Here is a 16,805-nt window from a genome sequence, read left to right as displayed (position 1 = left end):
CGGACGTCGGCCGCGCCGGGGAGGAGCCCGCGGGCGCAGCGGGCTGGCGCTCGGTGCGCCGGCGGAGGATCGGCGCTCGGTACACCGGCGGGCGGCGGAACCCGCCATGATGGAACGAGCGACAGGCGACGGCGGAGGGGGCGGGCGTGGGCGACACCACCGAGGGCCGCGGCGGCGGCACGACCAGCGGCGACGAGGTGCTGATGCGGACCGGCGGCAGGTACGTCGAGCCGGGCGGCGAGTTCACCCGGGACCAGCGTTACATCGCCACCCGGATCACCGCCGACGGCCGGGACGGCTGGCCGGTGCAGCCCGGCCGGTACCGGCTGGCCGTCAGCCGCGCCTGCCCGTGGGCGAACCGGCTGATCATCGTCCGGCGGCTGCTCGGGCTGGAGGACGCGATCTCGATGGCGGTGGCCGGCCCAACCCACGACAAGCGGAGCTGGACGTTCGACCTGGACCCGGGCGGGCGCGACCCGGTGCTCGGCATCGAGCGGCTGGCGGACGCGTACTTCGCGCGGTTCCCCGGCTACGAGCGGGGCATCACCGTGCCGGCGATCGTGGACGTGCCGACCGGGCAGGTGGTCACCAACGACTTCGGGCAGATGAGCCTCGACCTGTCCACCGAGTGGACGGCGTACCACCGGGCGGGCGCGCCCGAGCTCTACCCGGAGCGGCTGCGCGACGAGATCGACGAGCTGAGCGCGATCCTGTTCCGGGACGTCAACAACGGCGTCTACCGGTGCGGCTTCGCGGGCGACCAGGGGGCGTACGAGAAGGCGTACCACCGGCTCTTCGACCGGCTGGACTGGCTGAGCGACCGGCTGGCCGGGCAGCGATACCTGGTCGGCGACACCATCACCGAGGCCGACGTGCGGCTGTTCACCACGCTGGTCCGCTTCGACCCGGTCTATCACGGCCACTTCAAGTGCAACCGGAGCAAGCTGACCGAGATGCCGGTGCTCTGGGCGTACGCCCGGGACCTGTTCCAGACCCCCGGCTTCGGCGACACGGTGGACTTCGACCACATCAAGCGGCACTACTACGAGGTGCACCGCGACATCAACCCGACCGGGGTGGTGCCGCTCGGCCCTGACCTGGCGAACTGGCTCACCCCGCACGGCCGGGAGGCCCTCGGCGGTCGCCCCTTCGGCACCGGCACCCCGCCGCCCCCGCCCGAGGAGCGGGTCGACCCCACCCACACTCCCCCGCCCTAACCGCCGATCTTGCACCTTGCGCCCACCAGATGCGCCTCTGTCCCGAGACGACCGGGCCAAGGTGCAAGATCGACGAGAGAGGCGGACGAGCGCGGGCGGGAGGGTCAGAGGGCTATGCGGACGGCGGCCGTCAGGACGAGTTGGCCCAGGGAGACGGGGACCAGGACGAGCCAGCAGAGGCGCTGGAGCTGGTCCTCGCGCAGGCGGGGGTAGGACACCCGGAGCCAGATGATCACGAAGGAGACGGCGAAGACCTTCAGCAGGGTCCACAGCCAGCCGAGCTGCGCGTCGGCGAACGGCCCCTGCCAGCCGCCGAGGAAGAGCACGGTGGTGAGCGCCGCGATCACCACGATCCCGACGTACTCGGCGAGCAGGAAGAAGGCGAACCGCAGGCCCGTGTACTCGGTCATGTAGCCGAAGACCAGCTCCGAGTCGGCGACCGGCATGTCGAACGGCGGGCGGCGAATCTCGGCGAGCCCGGCGAGGAAGAAGACGACCATGGCGGGGGCCTGCCAGAGCAGCCACCACGGCTGCCACGCCGCCACGATCCCGGAGAGGCTGAGCGTGCCGGCCGCCATCGCCACCGACGCGGCGGCCAGCACCAGCGGCAGTTCGTAGCCGAGCAGCTGGGCCGCCCCGCGCAGGCCGCCGAGCAGGCTGTACTTGTTGGCCGACGCCCACGCCGACATCAGCACCGCCAGCACGCCGACCCCGACGACGGCCAGCACGAAGAACAGGCCGATGTCGAGCGGCTGCCCGACCAGGTCGTCCGGGCCGAGCGGGATCACCAGCAGGACCAGCAGGTAGGGCACGAGCGCGACCGCCGGGGCGAGCCGGAAGACCGCCCGGTCCGCCTCCCGGGGCGTGACGTCCTCCTTCTGCACGAACTTCACGCCGTCGGCGACCAGTTGGGCCCAGCCGTGGAAGCCGCCCGCGTACATCGGGCCGAGCCGGCCCTGCATGTGCGCCATCACCTTGTGCTCGGCCTGGCCGACCAGCAGCGGCAGGGTCAGGAAGGCGACGAGCACGCCGCCGACCCGGATCACCAGCTCCAACCACAGCGGCATCAGGGCGTACCTCCGTCGTCGGCCCGCTCGGTCGCGGCCGGCCCCTGCCGGGACGGCCGGTCGGCCGGCGGTCCCGAGCGGGCGGCCCCCTCGCCACGCCCGCCGGGCGCACCCGGCAGGGGACCGGCGTCGGCGGCGGTCGGGCCGGCTGCCCCCGGACCGTCGGCAGCGGTCCGGGCGGCCGGCCCCGGAGCGTCGGTCGCGGTCGGCTCGGCCGGCGCGGGACCGTCGGCGGCGCCGGCGGGCCGGGCGGTACGGGCCGGACGGGCCCCCGGGGCCGGCCGGGCGGGCCGTTCCCGGGCCGGGCGGGCCGGGACGCCGCCGCGCGGGCCCTCGCCGGCACCGCCCGCGCCGGCCGGCGTCGGCGTCGTCCCCCACTCCCCCGGCGCGGGCACGCCCGGCGGGCGGACCGGTCGGCGCCCGCCCCCGGCCTCGGACTCGCCCGGTTCCTTGGCGCCCGGCCACGGCTTGGCCACCCGCGAGGCGAGCACGAACTCCTTGCGCAGCGGGTGCCCCTCGAACTCGGGCGGCAGCAGCAGCGGCGCCAGCCCGGCGTGGCCGGGGAAGTCGATGCCGAACATCTCGTGCGTCTCCCGCTCGTGCCAGGCGGCGCCCGGGTAGACGTCGACCACCGAGGCGACGGCCGGCGCCTCGCGGGGGACGCGGGTGCGCAGCAGGAGGCCGTGCCGGTGGGTGGTGGACCAGAGGTGCGCCACCACGTCGAAGCCGCCGGCCAGCTCGTCGACGGCGGAGAGCCAGTCGAAGAAGTCGCAGGCCAGCTCCGCGTCGTCGCGGGCCGCGCGGAGCGCGTCCGGCCAGGCCGCCGGGGGTACGTCGACGGTGGCGCGGGCGTGCGCCTGACCGCCGGAGACCGACGGGGTGGCCTCGGCGGACGCGAGCAGCGCGACCATCCGCTGGCCGACCTCTTCCGGAGTCATGCCGCTGATCCTAGGGCCTCTCCCGCGGGGGCCGCCGGAGCGAGCCGAGGCCCCCGGGCGGCGGACGGGCCCCGGCGGTCCCGCCGCTTCGCGGGCGATCTGGCCGCTTTGCCCGGCGGCGGGCCGGCCGGCGGGGAAAGATGAGGCCGTGCGTGCTGTGACTGTCGCCCCTGGTGTCGCCGACTCCCTGCGGCTGGTGGAGGACCATCCCGAGCCGTCGCCCGAGGAGGGCTCGATCCTGGTCGAGGCGCTGTCGGTCGGGATCTGCGGCACCGACCACGAGATCATCGCCGGCGAGTACGGCGAGGCGCCGCCCGGCACGGACCGGCTGGTGCTGGGGCACGAGTCGCTGGGCCGGGTGCTGGAGGACCCGACCGGCACCCTGCAACCCGGCGACCTGGTGGCCGGCATCGTCCGGCACCCCGACCCGGTGCCCTGCCCGAACTGCGCGGTCGGCGAGTGGGACATGTGCCGCAACGGGCAGTTCACCGAGCACGGCATCAAGGCGCTGCCCGGCTTCGCCCGGGACCGGTGGCGGGTGCAACCCCGGTTCGCCGTCGGGCTGGACCGGGCGCTCGCCCCGGTCGGCATGCTGCTGGAGCCGACCAGCGTGGTGGCGAAGGCGTGGGACCACATCGAGCGGATCGGCGCCCGCGCCGAGTGGCAGCCGCAGACCGTGCTGGTCACCGGGGCCGGGCCGATCGGCCTGCTGGCCGCGCTGCTGGCCACGCAGCGCGGGCTCGCCGTGCACGTGCTGGACCGCAGCACCACCGGGCCGAAGCCGGAGCTGGTCCGGGCGCTCGGGGCGACCTACCACACCGTGCCGGTCAGCGAGCTGGACTTCGCGCCGGACGTGGTGCTGGAGTGCACCGGGGCGCCGGTCGTCGTGCTGGACGTGATGTGCCAGGCCGGGCCGACCGGCATCGTCTGCCTGACCGGGGTGTCCAGCGGCGGGCGGACCATCGACTTCGACGCGGGGGCGCTCAACCGCGCCCTGGTGCTGGAGAACAACGTGGTGTTCGGGTCGGTGAACGCCAACCGGCGGCACTGGGACCAGGCCGCCGAGGCGTTGACCCGCGCCGACCAGTCGTGGCTCAGCTCGCTGATCACCCGCCGCGTGCCGGTGGAGGCGTACGCCGAGGCGTACACCTCCGAACCGGACGACATCAAGGTGGTGCTGGAGTTCGCCTCCTGACGCCGCTCAGAGGCCGGGCAGCCGGCCGTTGCGGAACAGGTCGACGAAGAGCTGATGGTCCTGCCGGGCCCGCACCCCGTACGCGTGGGCGAAGTCGACGAGGTGCGCGACGAAACCCGCCTCGTCGGCGTCCACCGCCGCCACGATGGCCTCCTCGGTGGAGTAGTCCACCAGGTCGTGGCTCGACTCGTCGTCGGCGACCGAGTGCATCCGCGCGACCGCCCGGCCCAGGTCGGCCAGCACCCCGGCCAGCTCCTCCGGCTCGTTCACGTCGGCCCAGTCGAGGTCGGCCGCGTACGGGGAGACCTCGGCGACGAGCTGGCCGACCCCGTCCAGCTCGGTGAAGCCCAGCCACGGGTCGGCGTGCGCCTGGAGCGCCCGCTGCGACTCGGCGGTGCGGTGCCCCTGGTGCTGGAAGTAGCCCGCGATCGACTCGTCGGCGATGTGCCGGGCGACCGCCGGCACCTGGGCCTGCTTCATGTAGATGACGACGTCGTTCTCCAGCGCCTGGGTGTGCCCCTCCAGCAGCAGGTTGTACGACGGCAGCCCGGCCGAGCCGATGCCCACCCCCTTGCGCAACACCACGTCCTTGATGTGTGCCGCCACCGGGCGCAGCCGGGCCGAGGAGACCGGCAGCGTGCCTAGGTAGGCCTCGAACGCGGCGCACACCTTCGCCCGGGTCTCGCCGTCGACCTCGAAGACGCCGTCGCCGAGGGAGAACCGCCGCTCGTAGTTGTCGATGGTGGTCTGCGTGGCGAGCAGGTCGACCCGGGTGTTGAGCCGGGCCTGCTGGAGCACCCGGCGCAGCACCCCGTCGGCGTTGTCCAGGGTGATCGAGCCGATCGCGTCGTCGCCGCCGGCGGCGATGGCCCGCAGCTCCGTCAGGTACGACCCGGCGAAGCCGGCGACCAGGTCGCTGATCGCCCGGTCGGAGAGCGCCTTGGCGTAGCCGAGCAGGGCCACGCTGGCCGCCAGGCGCTTCAGGTCCCAGCTGAACGGCCCGACGTACGCCTCGTCGAAGTCGTTGACGTTGAAGACGAGCTGCCCGGAGGCGTTCATGTACGTGCCGAAGTTCTCCGCGTGCAGGTCGCCGTGGATCCACACCCGGCTGGTCCGCTCGTCGAGGAACCGGTCGTCGGCGAAGTCGCCGAGCTGGTCGGCGTAGAACAGCGAGGCGCTGCCCCGGTAGAAGGCGAACGGCGACGCGGCCATCTTGCGGAACTTGCGCCGGAAGGCGGCCGGGTCGAGCGCCATCGACTCGCCGAACTCCTCGGTGAGCACGTGGACGATGTGGGCGGAACGCTGGTCCGCGGACTGGCTCATGGTGCGCAGGCTAGCCCCCGCCGACCACCGGGGGTGTCGTCCGACCGACCGGCCCTTCCCGGCCCGACGGCCGGGGTCGGCGTGGGCGGGGACGCGCCTCAGCGGGTGGGCGGGCGGACGGGCGGGGCGGTCAGCGACTCCGCCGAGCGCGGGACCGCGCCGGTGGAGCCGGCGTCGGCGGGCGGGGCGTCGACCGGCGCGGCGAGCGCGTCCGGACGGGGCACCCCGCCGATCCCGGACTGCTCGGCGGCGATCTTCTCCTGGAGGCGCAGGATGCCGTGCAGCAGCGCCTCTGGCCGGGGCGGGCAGCCGGGCACGTAGACGTCGACCGGGATGAGCTGGTCGACGCCCTTGGTCACCGAGTAGGAGTCCCAGTAGGGGCCGCCGCAGTTGGAGCACGCGCCGAACGAGATCACGTACTTCGGCTCGGGCATCTGGTCGTAGAGCCGCTTGATCGCGGGGGCCATCTTGTCGGTGACCGTCCCGGAGACGACCATGAGGTCGGCCTGCCGGGGGCCGTGCGCGAACGGGATCACGCCGAGCCGCATGAAGTCGTGCCGGCCCATGCTGGTGGCGATGAACTCGATCGCGCAGCAGGCCAGGCCGAAGTTGAAGACCCAGAGTGAGTAGCGGCGGCCCCAGTTCAGCACGAACCGGATCGGCTCGCCGAGCACTCCCGGCACCTGCACGACCGCCCCCTTCCCCGAGCCCGCCCCAAGTCAACCACAGCCGACGGTGGCACCGACCGGTCGCTCCGCGCCGCCGGTCGCCGGCGCCCCGACCGCACCACTGTCGGGTAGGCGACGTCAGTTCGTGTTCGTCCGGTCGCAACCGTTCCCGGGGGTGACAGGTGTCTTGCCCGTAACACCGCCCGACGGCGAGGGCCGCGGGCGGAACACGGGGAACTGGAGGACACGAACATGGCCCGTACCATCGCCCGTCGGCTCGCCGCCGGCATCCTGGGCACGGGGCTCGCCCTGCTCGGCGCGACGGCGCCCGCCGCGCAGGCCGCAGCCGTGCCCGCCGACACGTCGGTGTCGGTCGGCCAGCTGGTGCTCGAACCGACCGATCGTGGGTACGCCGGCAGCCTGCCGGTGACCGTCACCTACCGGGGTGTGCAGGCGGGCACCCTCAACCTGACCGTCACCGAGCCGGTGCCGGGTGCCTTCGCCGGGCTCACCCCGGCGGAGCCGTGCTTCGCCGGCAGCCCGAACCCGGTGCGCACGATCTACTGCACGGTTCCCGGCGGGGCCCTCCAGCCGGGTGAGCGCCGACGGTTCACCGTCGACTTCCGGGTGTCGACCACCCTGCGCGACCACGCCATGTCCGCCCCGGCGGGTCGGGTGACGGTGGAGACCGGGGACGCCAACCCGACAAACGACACCAGCGAGTTCAGCACGTTGTTCCGCTCGACCACCGGCTCGCTGCGCGACCCGCAGCCGTACGTCTGGGACACCCTGACGAACGCGTCGCTGGCGGTGGGGGCGGCGACCCTGACCCGGCAGGAGGACGGGAGCTGGCGGGGCCGGCTGCCGGTGACCGTGCGGGTCGCGGGCGACGCCGCGCACGACGCGTACTGGCTGGAGCCGACGCTGCCGGCCGGGGTCAGCCTCGCCGGCATCGAGCCGGAGGAGACCTGCGCCGGCGCCTGCACCGTGCCCGGCGGGCGGTTCATGCCGGGTGAGGAGCGCACCGTGTCGCTGCTGCTCCGCGCGCCCGCGGAGGTCGCCCCGGGCGACCTGGGCTCGGGCTCGGTACGGCTGTACGCCGTCTTCGGCTGGGACGGCGAGCGGCTCGACGTCGACCCGGCCGACAACACCGCCGCGTTCACCGTCACCGCCGTCGACTGACGACAATGACGCAAACCGATGCGCGGCCGTGGGTGACCCCACGGCCGCGCACCACCCCTCCGCCAGCCGGGACGGAGCGACCGACGATCGAGGTGAGGGCCGCGGTGGTGGAGGATGCCGGTCCCGGCTTCGACGACGTCTACCGCCACCACTTCCAGCCGCTGGTGGTGCAGTTGTACGCGTTCGTCGGCGACATGGGCGAGGCCCAGGACCTGGTGCAGGAGGCGTTCAGCCGGGCGTGGCCGCGCTGGCACCGGATCGCCCGGTACGACGACCCGGTGGCCTGGGTCCGCCGGGTGGCCTGGAACGCGGGCATCAGCCGGTGGCGCCGGCTGCGAACGGCCCGGCTGTTCCACCAGCGCCAGCGGCTGGAGGTGGTGGACGGACCGGGCCCGGACCGGGTCGCGCTCGCCACCGCGCTCCGTACGCTGCCGGCCCAGCAGCGACGCGCGGTGGTGCTGTACTACCTGGCCGAACTGACTGTCGGCGAGATCGCCGAGGAGTGCGCGGTGGCCCCCGGAACGGTCAAGTCCTGGCTGCACCGCGCCCGCACGACACTCGCCGCCAGCCTCTCCGACAACGGCCCGGAGCATCCGGACGGCAGCCGCCCGGCGGCAACCCCGACCCGAAGGACGGTGGACTGAGATGGACCAGCGGGACCTGGGTCCTGACCGGCTGGCGGGCGCCTTCGCCGAACTGCGCTCCGCCGGTCTGCGTCAGGTCACCGACCCTGATCCGGACGAGCCGCGCCGTCGGGCGTACCGCCGGCTGCGCAACCGGACCGCCGTCCCGGCGGTGGCGACGGCGGTCGTCCTGCTGGCCGGCGCGGTGGGGCTGGCCGGGAGCGCAGTCCGTCTGCCGCCCGCGCCGGCGACGGCGACCGACCCCACCGACCTTCCCTCCACCTGGCCCTCGACCGCATCGACCCCGCCCGACCCGTCACCGTCCAGCCCGTCCGCGGCCCCGAGCGGCGGCACCCCCTCGGCGACGCCGAGCCGCACGGCCACGCCGGCACCGCCCACCGGCGCGCCGGCCCCGTCCGGGCCCCGCCCCGGCGGCACGCCGTCGGCGACCTCGGCCCGGTACGTCGACCTGTCGATCGACGCCCCGCGCGCCCTCACCCTGCAACCGTCCGACGGCGCCTACACCGGCTGGCTCGACGTCACCATGGCCAACGCCGGCACCCGCCCGTACGACAGCGGGGACCTGATCGTGGTGCTGCCGGTGGAGGCGACGATCAACCTCGACGGCACCGGCGTCGGCGGTTGCTTCCACCAGGGCGGGGACGACGACACGAAGACGATGTTCTGCACCGGTGACAGCCAGATCCCGGCGGGGGGCTCCCGGTCGTACCGGTTCCGGGTGCGGGTGGACGTCGCGCCGGGCGGGCCGGCCCGCACTCTCACCGGCTTCGCGCTGACCGTCCGGGCGAACGTGCGGGGCGCCTTCCCCGCCGACCGCACCCCCGCCGACAACACCGCTCCGACCGAGCTCAGGCTGCCCGCCGCGTGACCCGACGGCACCGGTAGGAGGTGACCGGCGGCGGCACGGGCGCCGCCGCCGGTCACCAGGTCGGGCGTTGCAGCAGGCCGACGAACTCCACGAGCAGCCGTTCCCGCAGCGCGGGCGGCGCGGCGTTGAGCAGCGTGTTCACCACCGCCGTCCGCCCCGGCACCGGGCTCGCCGGGGCGTCCACGCCGGTCGGGGCCGGGTCGCCCAGGCCCAGCCCGGCGGCCAGTCCGGCGACCAGGTCCGGGGTGAGCGCGTCGGGGGTCAGCGTGGTGGCGAGGGCGAGCAGCTCGCCGGGGAGCGCGACCGGCCCGGCCGCCCGGGCGGCGGCCACCGCGTCGGCCAGGGCGGGGCCGAACTCGGGCACCCGGGGCGCCACCGCGGCGGTCACGGTCAGGTGCACGCTCGGCGGCAGGTCGGCGTACGCGAGCTGGGGCTGGGTGTGCCAGCCCCGGGCGGTCAGCTCGTCGACCAGCACGAAGAGGTCCAGCCCCGGGTCGGTGGCGGTGAAGCAGACGACGGTCGACTCCGGCTCGGCCATCAGCCGCAGCCCGTCGACCGCGCGGACGGCGTCGGCCAGCCCGGCCACGGCGTCCCGCGTCGCCGCCGCGAGCCGCAGGTAGCCGTCGTCGCCGAGGTGCCGCAGGGTGGCGTACGCGGCGGCGATCGGGCCGCCGGAGCGGGTCGAGGCGATGACCGGGTTGACCATCGTGTAGCCGGGCCAGTCCGCGTACGCGAAGTACTGCGGGGCGCGCAGCGCCGGGTCGCGGTGCAGCAGCACCGACACCCCCTTCGGGGCGTACGCGTACTTGTGCAGGTCGACCGAGATCGAGGTGACCCCGGGGACGGCGAAGTCGAACGGCGGCACGGGCGCCCCGAGCCGGCGCAGGTACGGCAGGGTCCAGCCGCCGAAGCAGGCGTCGACGTGGCAGCGCACCCCGGCCTCGGCGGCCGCCCCGGCGATCTCGGTGACCGGGTCGACGACGCCGTGCGCGTACGAGGGGGCGGAGCAGGCCACGAGGACGGTCTCCGGGCCGATGGCGGCGGCCACGTCGGCGGCGGCGGGCCGGAGCGTGGCCGCCGAGACGGGCACCGGGTCCACCGCGACCCGCAGGTAGTGCCCGGCCTTGGCGAACGCGGCGTGCGCGCTGGCCGGCACCACGATCCGGGGCGCGGCGATCTCCGGGTGGGCGTCCCGGGCGGCCTTCACGGCCAGGATCAGCGACTCCGTCCCGCCGCTGGTGACGCTGCCGACGGCGTCCGGCGCGGCGCCGCCCGGGCCGCCGTCGAGCAGCCGGGCCGCCGCGCCGACCAGCGCGTTCTCCATCGCCAGCAGCGACGGGAAGGCGGTCGGGTCGAGCCCGTTGACGTGCGCGCTCCCGGCGTGCGCGGCGACGGCCAGCTCGTCCAGCCCCGGCACCGCCGGGTCGTAGACGTACGCGAAGAGCCGCCCGCCGTGCGTGGGCCGGTCGGCGCTCCGCAGCGCCCGCAGCTCGGCCAGCACCCGCTCGACGGGCACCCCGCTCCCGGGCAGCGCGCTCCGGCCCGGCCTCTCGTCGATCATGGAGTCGTGGTGCCCTTTCCGTGGGGTTCAGCGGCTTTCGTCCCCGCCGCGACCGTGTCGACGGCGGGGCGGGAGGCGGCGTGGGCGTGGGCCTCGGCCTCGGCGAGGCGGGCGGGGGTGAGATCGTAGGGGCGGAGGAGGAGGACGGCCAGGGCCACCAGGAGCGCGGGCAGGACGGTGAAGCCGAGCAGGATGCCGAGGCGGGCGCCGTCGGACTGGGCGGCGGCGGTGCCGGTGTCGGAGGAGACGTAGCCGCTGAGCTGGAGCACGAGGCCGAAGATGCCCGGACCGAGGGCCAGCCCGAGGGTCTCCCCCGCCGTCCAGAGGCCGGTGAACACGCCGGCCTGCCGCCGGCCGGTGCGCGCCGTGTCGTACGCGATGCAGTCCGGGAGCATGGCGAGGGCGAAGACCTGCTGGCCCGCGTACCCGACGCCGACCAGCGCGACCAGGAGGTAGACCGCCGCGCCCGGCAGCACCGGCGCGGCGACCAGGGCCAGCGCGCCCGCCGCGAAGATCAGCGACGCGGCGACCAGGGCGGTCAACTTGCCGACCCGCGCGCCGACCCGGGTCCAGACCGGCATCACCAGCAGCGCCGGCCCGACGAAGCAGGCGAACAGGACGGTCGGCCCGCCCTCGGGGTCGCGCAGGATCTGGTCGGCGAAGTAGTTGACCCCGGCGAGGATCGTGGCCACCCCGGCGGACTGCACCACGAAGCAGACCAGCAACGCCCGGAACGGCCGGTTGCGCCCGGCGACGGCGAGTTGGGCGCGCAGCGTCGGCTCGCTCGCCCCCACCGCGCCCTCGGGGGCGGACCGGGTGCCGAGGAACGCGCCGAGCGCGCCGGCCACGATCAGCCCGGCGACGAAGAGCCCCATCCAGCGGTGCCCCGCGACGCCACCGCCGCCCGCGTCGCGCACCAGCGGGGCCACCGCGCCGGAGACGAGGATGGCCAGCGCCAGCACCGCGATCCGCCAGCTCATCAGCCGGGTACGTTCCGCGTAGTCGCCGGTCAGCTCGGCCGGCATCGCCACGTACGGCACCTGGAAGAAGGCGAAGGCGGTGGCGGTGGCGAGGAACGCGACGGCGACGTACGCCCCGGCGGCCGGCCCGGCCCCGAACGGCGCGGCGAAGATGGCGGCGAAGAGCACACCGAGCGCCACCCCGGCGCCCAGCAGGTACGGCCGGCGGGCGCCCCAGCGCGACCGGGTGCGGTCGGAGATGCGGCCGGCGACCGGGTTGACCAGCACGTCCCACGCCTTCGGCAGGAGCACCAACAGGGCGGCCGCGCCCGCCGCGACCCCGAGGGTGTCGGTCAGGTAGGGCAGCAGGAGCAGCCCGGGCACGGTGCCGAACGCACCGGTGGCCAGCGACCCGAGCGCGTACCCCGCGTGCACCCGGCGCGGCAGCCCGGCCCCACCCGACGCGGGCGGGCCGGCGGCCGGCGGCGCCGGGACGGCCGGCGCGGCCACGCCCGGGGAGCCGGCTCCACCCGGCGGCGCGTCCATGGGGCCGAATGTTACTCACGTTATGGCGTTGGTCACATCCCCTCTTCCGGGGACCAGCCCGCCGCCCGCATGTCCACCCCGTCGCCGCGCAGCGGCGTGCCCTCGGCACGCAACCGGGCCCGCGCCTCCCGCTCGTGCCCGGGCGGCAGGCGGCCGGCCGCGTTCACCACCCGGTGCCAGGGCACCCCGCCCCCGTGCCGGGCCATGATCGAGCCGACCAGCCGGGCCGACGCCCGCCCCGAGCGCTCGGCCAGCGCGTCGGCGACCGCCCCGTACGACATCACCCGGCCGGGCGGGATCCGCTCGACCAGTTCCAGCACCGCCTCGACGTACTCGTCAGGTCTCACGACCCGCCACGATATGAGAACGCGACGGGGCACACCCGCACCGACCACGCAGAATAGGCGGGTGCGCGACGCAGTCACGGCGGCCCGACGGGTCGTCGTCAAGATCGGATCCTCCTCGTTGACCACCGCCGCCGGCGGGCTGGACGACGGGCGGGTCGACGCGCTCGTCGGCACCCTCGGCGCACTCGCCGCCGACGGCCGCGAGGTCGTGCTGGTCAGCTCCGGCGCGATCGCCGCCGGCCTCGCCCCGCTCGGGCTGGCCCGGCGCCCGCGCGACCTGGCCACCCAGCAGGCCGCCGCCAGCGTCGGGCAGGGCCTGCTCATCGGCCGGTACGCGACCGCCTTCGCCCGAAACGGGCTGACAGTCGGGCAGGTGCTGCTCACCGTCGACGACGTGACCCGGCGGGCGCACTACCGCAACGCGTACCGCACCCTGCGCAAGCTGCTCGACCTGCGGGCGGTGCCGATCGTCAACGAGAACGACACGGTGGCCACCGAGGAGATCCGGTTCGGCGACAACGACCGGCTGGCCGCCCTCGTCGCCGCCCTGGTCCACGCCGACCTGCTGGTGCTCCTCTCGGACGTGGACGCCCTCTGGACCGGCGACCCCACCCGCCCGGGCTCCAGCCGGATCAGCGAGGTGCGCGACGAGCGGGACCTCAGTGGCGTCGACATCGGCGGCGCGGGGCGGGCCGGGGTGGGCACCGGCGGCATGGTGACGAAGGTGGAGGCCGCCCGGATCGCCACCGGCTTCGGCATCCCGGTGGTGCTGACCGCCGCGCCGCTGGCCGCCCCGGCGCTGGCCGGCGAGCCGGTCGGCACCCTGTTCCACCCGAGCCGCCGGCGCCCGGCGGCCCGGCTCTTCTGGCTGGCCCACGCCACCTCGCCCCGGGGGCGGCTGCACCTCGACCCGGGCGCGGTCGCCGCGGTGGTGGGCCGGCGCAAGTCGCTGCTGCCCGCCGGGATCACGGCCGTGGACGGGGCGTTCACCGCCGGCGACCCGGTCGACCTGGTGGACGTCGAGGGCGCGCCGGTCGCCCGGGGGCTGGTCAACTACGACGCGGTCGAGCTGCCCGGGCTGCTCGGCCGGTCGACCTCGGAACTCGCCGCGGCGCTCGGCCCGGCGTACGAACGGGAGGTCGTCCACCGCGACGACCTCGTGCTGTTGTGAGGAGTGCGGCGATGAGCGTGAGCGAGCAGGCCCGGCGGGCGCGTACGGCGGCGGAGGCGCTGGCCGTCGCCACGCGCACGGCCAAGGACGCCGCGCTGGTCGCGATGGCCGACGCGCTGGTGGCGCGTACGCCGGAGATCCTGGCGGCGAACGAGGCGGACCTGGCGGCCGGGCGCGCGGCCGGGCTGAGCGCGGCCGTGCTGGACCGGCTCGCCCTCGACGCGGGGCGGGTGGCGGGCATCGCCGACGCGCTGCGGCAGATGGCCGCGCTGCCGGACCCGGTGGGCGAGGTGGTCCGCGGTTCGACCCTGCCCAACGGGCTGGAGCTGCGTCAGATCCGGGTGCCGTTCGGTGTGGTGGGCATCATCTACGAGGCCCGGCCGAACGTCACGGTCGACGCCGCCGGCATCTGCCTGAAGTCCGGCAACGCGGCGCTGCTGCGCGGCTCCTCGTCCGCGGCGCACTCCAACGTTGCCCTGGTCGCGGTGCTGCGCGACGCCGTCTCCGGCGCGGGCCTGCCGGCGGACGCGGTGCAGCTGCTCGACGCCAGCACCCGCGACTCGGTCAAGGAGCTGATGCGCGCCCGTGGCCTGGTCGACGTGCTGATCCCGCGCGGCGGCGCGTCCCTGATCCGCACGGTGGTGGAGGAGTCGACGGTGCCGGTCATCGAGACCGGCGTCGGCAACTGCCACGTCTACGTCGACGCCGCCGCCGACCTGGCGAAGGCGGTCGCGATCACGCTGAACGCCAAGACGCAGCGGCTGTCCACCTGCAACACGGCCGAGTCGCTGCTGGTGCACGCGGCGGTGGCCGACGCCTTCCTGCCGCCGGTGCTGGCCGCGTTCGCCGACGCGGGCGTGACCGTGCACGGCGACGACCGCGTCGCGGCCCACTCGCCGGCCGTGGTGCCGGCCACCGACGAGGACTTCGCCACCGAGTACCTCTCCGCGGACATCTCGGTCGCCGTGGTCGACTCGCTCGACGCGGCGGTCGCGCACATCCGGCGGTACGGCACGGGGCACACCGAGGCGATCGTCACGGACTCGGCCACCGCCGCCCGGGAGTTCGTGGCCCGGGTGGACGCGGCGGCCGTGATGGTCAACGCCTCGACCCGGTTCACCGACGGCGGGGAGTTCGGCTTCGGCGCCGAGATCGGCATCTCCACGCAGAAGCTGCACGCCCGCGGCCCGATGGGCCTGCCCGAGCTGACCTCCACCAAGTACGTGGTTACCGGGGACGGCCACCTGCGCGGCTGAGCCTCCGTAGTGGAGAGTTGCGCCGGATCGCTAGGCTGGGCCCGGTTTGCACGGCCGCCACGGGGAGGCGAGGCATGCTGGATGACGGTGCCCTGGAGCAGCAACTGACGCAGGCGCGGGCCGCGTTGCGGGACGCCTCCCGCAACGTCGTCCCCCGGGAGCGGGCGGAGTCGGTGGGAGAGGCCGCCGACGGGCGGATCAGGGTCACCCTCGGCACCGACGGGCGGCTCAGCGCGGTCGAGATCGACCCCCGGGTGCTCCGCGAAGGCTCGGAACACCTCGCCGAGGAGCTGCGCCGGGCGGTGAACGCCGCCCTCGACGGGCAGGAGCCGGCGGTCGACGCCGAGCCGATGCCCGACCTGGCCGCGATGACCGCCACCCTGGAGCGGATCCAGGACCAGGGCCTACGGCAGATGCGCGAGATGAGCCTCGCGATCAGCGAGAACATGCGCAAGCTCCAGCAGCGGAGCTGAGCCGTGGAACCCCTCGACGTCGACATCGACGCGCTGCGCCGGGGCGCCGAGCAGCTCGGCGCGGCCAAGGAGAGCGTGCGCCAGACCTTCGAGTCCTTCCAGGCCGCGGTGGCCGGGTACGAGCAGGCGTTCGGCGGCGACGACATCGGCATGCTGCTCGGCGTCGCGCACCAGGCGTGCGTGGAGGCGGTGGCCGAGTGCCTGGGCACCAACATCACCGAACTGGAGTCGTACGCCGAGAGCCTGCGTGGCATGGCGGACGGCTACCAGGCCGTGGAGGAGGGCGTCTCCGAGGCGTTCCGCTCGATCCTCGGCAAGCTGGGCTGAGCCCGGAAGAGAGGAGTCACCGTGGGTCTGACGCTCCCGGGTGAGCTGGTGTCCCTGCTGTCGATGCTCGGATACGACTGGCCGGAGTCCGACGAGACGGCCATCTTCCAGCTCGCCGGCGAGTGGACCGGCATGGCGGACCGGGTCAACGGCTCGGTCGCCCAGCTGGAGTCGGCGGCGCGGACGGTGCTGGACACCAACCGGGGCGAGAGCTTCACCGCCTTCGCCAGCGAATGGACCGACAAGGAGTCGGCGGCCCGCAACATCGCCGACGCCGCGAACCCGGCCACCGTCATCGGGATCGGGTTGATGGCCGCCGCGGGCGTGGTTCTCGTCCTCAAGATCAACGTGATCATCCAGCTGATCGTGCTGGCGATCCAGATCGCCCAGGCGATCGCCACGGCGGCGGTCACCTTCGGCGCGTCGCTGCTACAGATCCCGATCTTCAAGATGATCACCGGATTGATCATCGACCAGTTGATCGGCATGGCCGTGGACATGGTCCTCAATGGCTAAGAAGCGGACCACGCCGACCCGGCAGACGCAGCCGAAGGGCGCCAAGATCGTCTCGGCGTACCTGGAGAACGCCGACGTGTTCCGCACCGCCAAGACGGCCGGCACCACGCCCCGCGGCCCGGCCGTGCTGGTGCTGCGCAACCGCCCGGACTTCGACAAGCGGGACTTCGACCGCAAGGCCAAGGACCTGGTCCGGCTCGGCCAGGAGGGCCGGCTGAGCAAGGCCAAGTCGGACCGGACGTCCAACAGCGTCTACCACCGCGGAGGCCGGGGGACCAAGCCGGGCAACCGGAGCCGCACCAACGTCTTCCGGGACCGGGTGACACGCCGGCTGACCAGGAACAAGCGGCTGACCCAGCAGCACGGCACCCCGGAGACCAACCAGTACCTCGCCAACAAGGACCTCGTCGACCGCCTCTACGGCGGCCGGGGGCCGGTCAGCGCCCGGGGTCAGGGACTCGACCCGGACCACGTCCACGAGCTGCAACTCGACGGAAAGGACGAATACGCTAACCTCAGGCTGATGGACGCCTGGACCAACCGCGAG

At 74.8% G+C, this 16,805-nt stretch carries 17 protein-coding genes and 1 pseudogene; 11 read left to right on the top strand and 7 right to left on the bottom strand.

The window, feature by feature from the left end; genetic code table 11:
* Window positions 1–203: 203 nt before the first annotated feature.
* Window positions 204–1,217 carry a glutathione S-transferase C-terminal domain-containing protein gene (locus ABZ793_RS21895; protein ID WP_357460290.1) on the top strand — a complete coding sequence of 338 codons (1,014 nt, stop codon included), beginning with the start codon at window positions 204–206 and terminating at the stop codon, window positions 1,215–1,217.
* Between the two features lie 104 nt (window positions 1,218–1,321).
* Here the strand turns inward: ABZ793_RS21895 and ABZ793_RS21890 are convergent, their stop codons facing one another.
* Together ABZ793_RS21890 and ABZ793_RS21885 are read right to left on the bottom strand one after the other, a co-directional pair.
* Window positions 1,322–2,284 carry a complex I subunit 1 family protein gene (locus tag ABZ793_RS21890; protein ID WP_350711593.1) on the bottom strand — a complete coding sequence of 321 codons (963 nt, stop codon included), beginning with the start codon at window positions 2,282–2,284 and terminating at the stop codon, window positions 1,322–1,324.
* Window positions 2,285–2,574: 290 nt separating this feature from the next.
* A pseudogene (locus ABZ793_RS21885) lies at window positions 2,575–3,222 on the bottom strand (NADH-quinone oxidoreductase subunit C); the annotation flags it as partial.
* 148 nt (window positions 3,223–3,370) lie between these two features.
* Here ABZ793_RS21885 and ABZ793_RS21880 point away from each other — a divergent pair.
* Window positions 3,371–4,417 carry a glucose 1-dehydrogenase gene (locus ABZ793_RS21880; protein WP_357460141.1) on the top strand — a complete coding sequence of 349 codons (1,047 nt, stop codon included), beginning with the start codon at window positions 3,371–3,373 and terminating at the stop codon, window positions 4,415–4,417.
* Between the two features lie 6 nt (window positions 4,418–4,423).
* Here ABZ793_RS21880 and ABZ793_RS21875 read toward each other — a convergent pair whose 3' ends face one another.
* Both ABZ793_RS21875 and ABZ793_RS21870 read right to left on the bottom strand, forming a co-directional pair.
* Entirely contained in the window at window positions 4,424–5,740 is a 1,317-nt protein-coding gene (locus tag ABZ793_RS21875; RefSeq protein WP_357460139.1) for a DUF2252 domain-containing protein, read from the bottom strand.
* Window positions 5,741–5,838: 98 nt separating this feature from the next.
* On the bottom strand, window positions 5,839–6,429 hold the full coding sequence (locus ABZ793_RS21870; RefSeq protein ID WP_350711598.1) for an NADH-quinone oxidoreductase subunit B family protein: 591 nt from the start codon (window positions 6,427–6,429) through the stop codon (window positions 5,839–5,841).
* Window positions 6,430–6,660: 231 nt separating this feature from the next.
* On the opposite strand from ABZ793_RS21870, the gene ABZ793_RS21865 reads away from it, so the two are divergent.
* From ABZ793_RS21865 to ABZ793_RS21855, 3 genes are all read left to right on the top strand, one after another.
* On the top strand, window positions 6,661–7,590 hold the full coding sequence (locus ABZ793_RS21865; protein WP_357460136.1) for a hypothetical protein: 930 nt from the start codon (window positions 6,661–6,663) through the stop codon (window positions 7,588–7,590).
* Window positions 7,591–7,694: 104 nt separating this feature from the next.
* Window positions 7,695–8,234, top strand: coding sequence for a SigE family RNA polymerase sigma factor (locus ABZ793_RS21860; RefSeq protein ID WP_357460133.1), 540 nt, complete (start codon window positions 7,695–7,697; stop codon window positions 8,232–8,234).
* Between the two features lies 1 nt (window position 8,235).
* Window positions 8,236–9,102, top strand: a complete 867-nt coding sequence (locus tag ABZ793_RS21855; protein ID WP_357460130.1) for a hypothetical protein — start codon at window positions 8,236–8,238, stop codon at window positions 9,100–9,102.
* A gap of 52 nt (window positions 9,103–9,154) precedes the next feature.
* On the opposite strand, the gene ABZ793_RS21850 is transcribed toward ABZ793_RS21855, so the two are convergent.
* Genes ABZ793_RS21850 through ABZ793_RS21840 form a run of 3 tightly spaced genes read right to left on the bottom strand, consistent with a single transcriptional unit; the run spans window position 9,155 to window position 12,515 of the window.
* Entirely contained in the window at window positions 9,155–10,663 is a 1,509-nt protein-coding gene (locus tag ABZ793_RS21850) for an aminotransferase class V-fold PLP-dependent enzyme (RefSeq protein ID WP_357460127.1), read from the bottom strand.
* Window positions 10,660–12,168, bottom strand: a complete 1,509-nt coding sequence (locus ABZ793_RS21845; protein WP_357460124.1) for an MFS transporter — start codon at window positions 12,166–12,168, stop codon at window positions 10,660–10,662. Before ABZ793_RS21845 ends, ABZ793_RS21850 begins: the two co-directional genes overlap by 4 nt.
* Before the next feature lie 32 nt (window positions 12,169–12,200).
* Window positions 12,201–12,515 carry an MGMT family protein gene (locus tag ABZ793_RS21840; protein WP_350711609.1) on the bottom strand — a complete coding sequence of 105 codons (315 nt, stop codon included), beginning with the start codon at window positions 12,513–12,515 and terminating at the stop codon, window positions 12,201–12,203.
* 13 nt (window positions 12,516–12,528) lie between these two features.
* Between ABZ793_RS21840 and proB the strand changes: the two genes are divergently transcribed.
* From proB to ABZ793_RS21810, 6 genes are all read left to right on the top strand, one after another.
* Window positions 12,529–13,686 (top strand): glutamate 5-kinase, encoded by a 1,158-nt coding sequence (gene proB, locus ABZ793_RS21835; protein ID WP_357460121.1) that lies wholly within the window; start codon window positions 12,529–12,531, stop codon window positions 13,684–13,686.
* 11 nt (window positions 13,687–13,697) lie between these two features.
* Window positions 13,698–14,942, top strand: coding sequence for a glutamate-5-semialdehyde dehydrogenase (locus tag ABZ793_RS21830; RefSeq protein WP_357460118.1), 1,245 nt, complete (start codon window positions 13,698–13,700; stop codon window positions 14,940–14,942).
* A 74-nt stretch (window positions 14,943–15,016) separates the two neighbouring features.
* Window positions 15,017–15,415 (top strand): YbaB/EbfC family nucleoid-associated protein, encoded by a 399-nt coding sequence (locus tag ABZ793_RS21825; RefSeq protein WP_357460116.1) that lies wholly within the window; start codon window positions 15,017–15,019, stop codon window positions 15,413–15,415.
* Between the two features lie 3 nt (window positions 15,416–15,418).
* The gene (locus ABZ793_RS21820) at window positions 15,419–15,742 is read left to right on the top strand and encodes a hypothetical protein (RefSeq protein WP_357460113.1); all 324 of its coding nucleotides are present in this window, start codon (window positions 15,419–15,421) and stop codon (window positions 15,740–15,742) included.
* A 21-nt stretch (window positions 15,743–15,763) separates the two neighbouring features.
* On the top strand, window positions 15,764–16,258 hold the full coding sequence (locus ABZ793_RS21815) for a hypothetical protein (RefSeq protein ID WP_357460111.1): 495 nt from the start codon (window positions 15,764–15,766) through the stop codon (window positions 16,256–16,258).
* On the top strand, window positions 16,251–16,805 hold a 555-nt coding region (locus ABZ793_RS21810; RefSeq protein ID WP_357460108.1), incomplete at its 3' end, for a hypothetical protein. The genes ABZ793_RS21815 and ABZ793_RS21810, both read left to right, overlap by 8 nt.

Source organism: Micromonospora sp. NPDC047465, assembly GCF_040643125.1.
Taxonomy (GTDB): domain Bacteria; phylum Actinomycetota; class Actinomycetes; order Mycobacteriales; family Micromonosporaceae; genus Micromonospora.
Note: the sequence above shows the minus strand (reverse complement) of the source record. Positions and strands in the feature narration are given on the sequence as shown.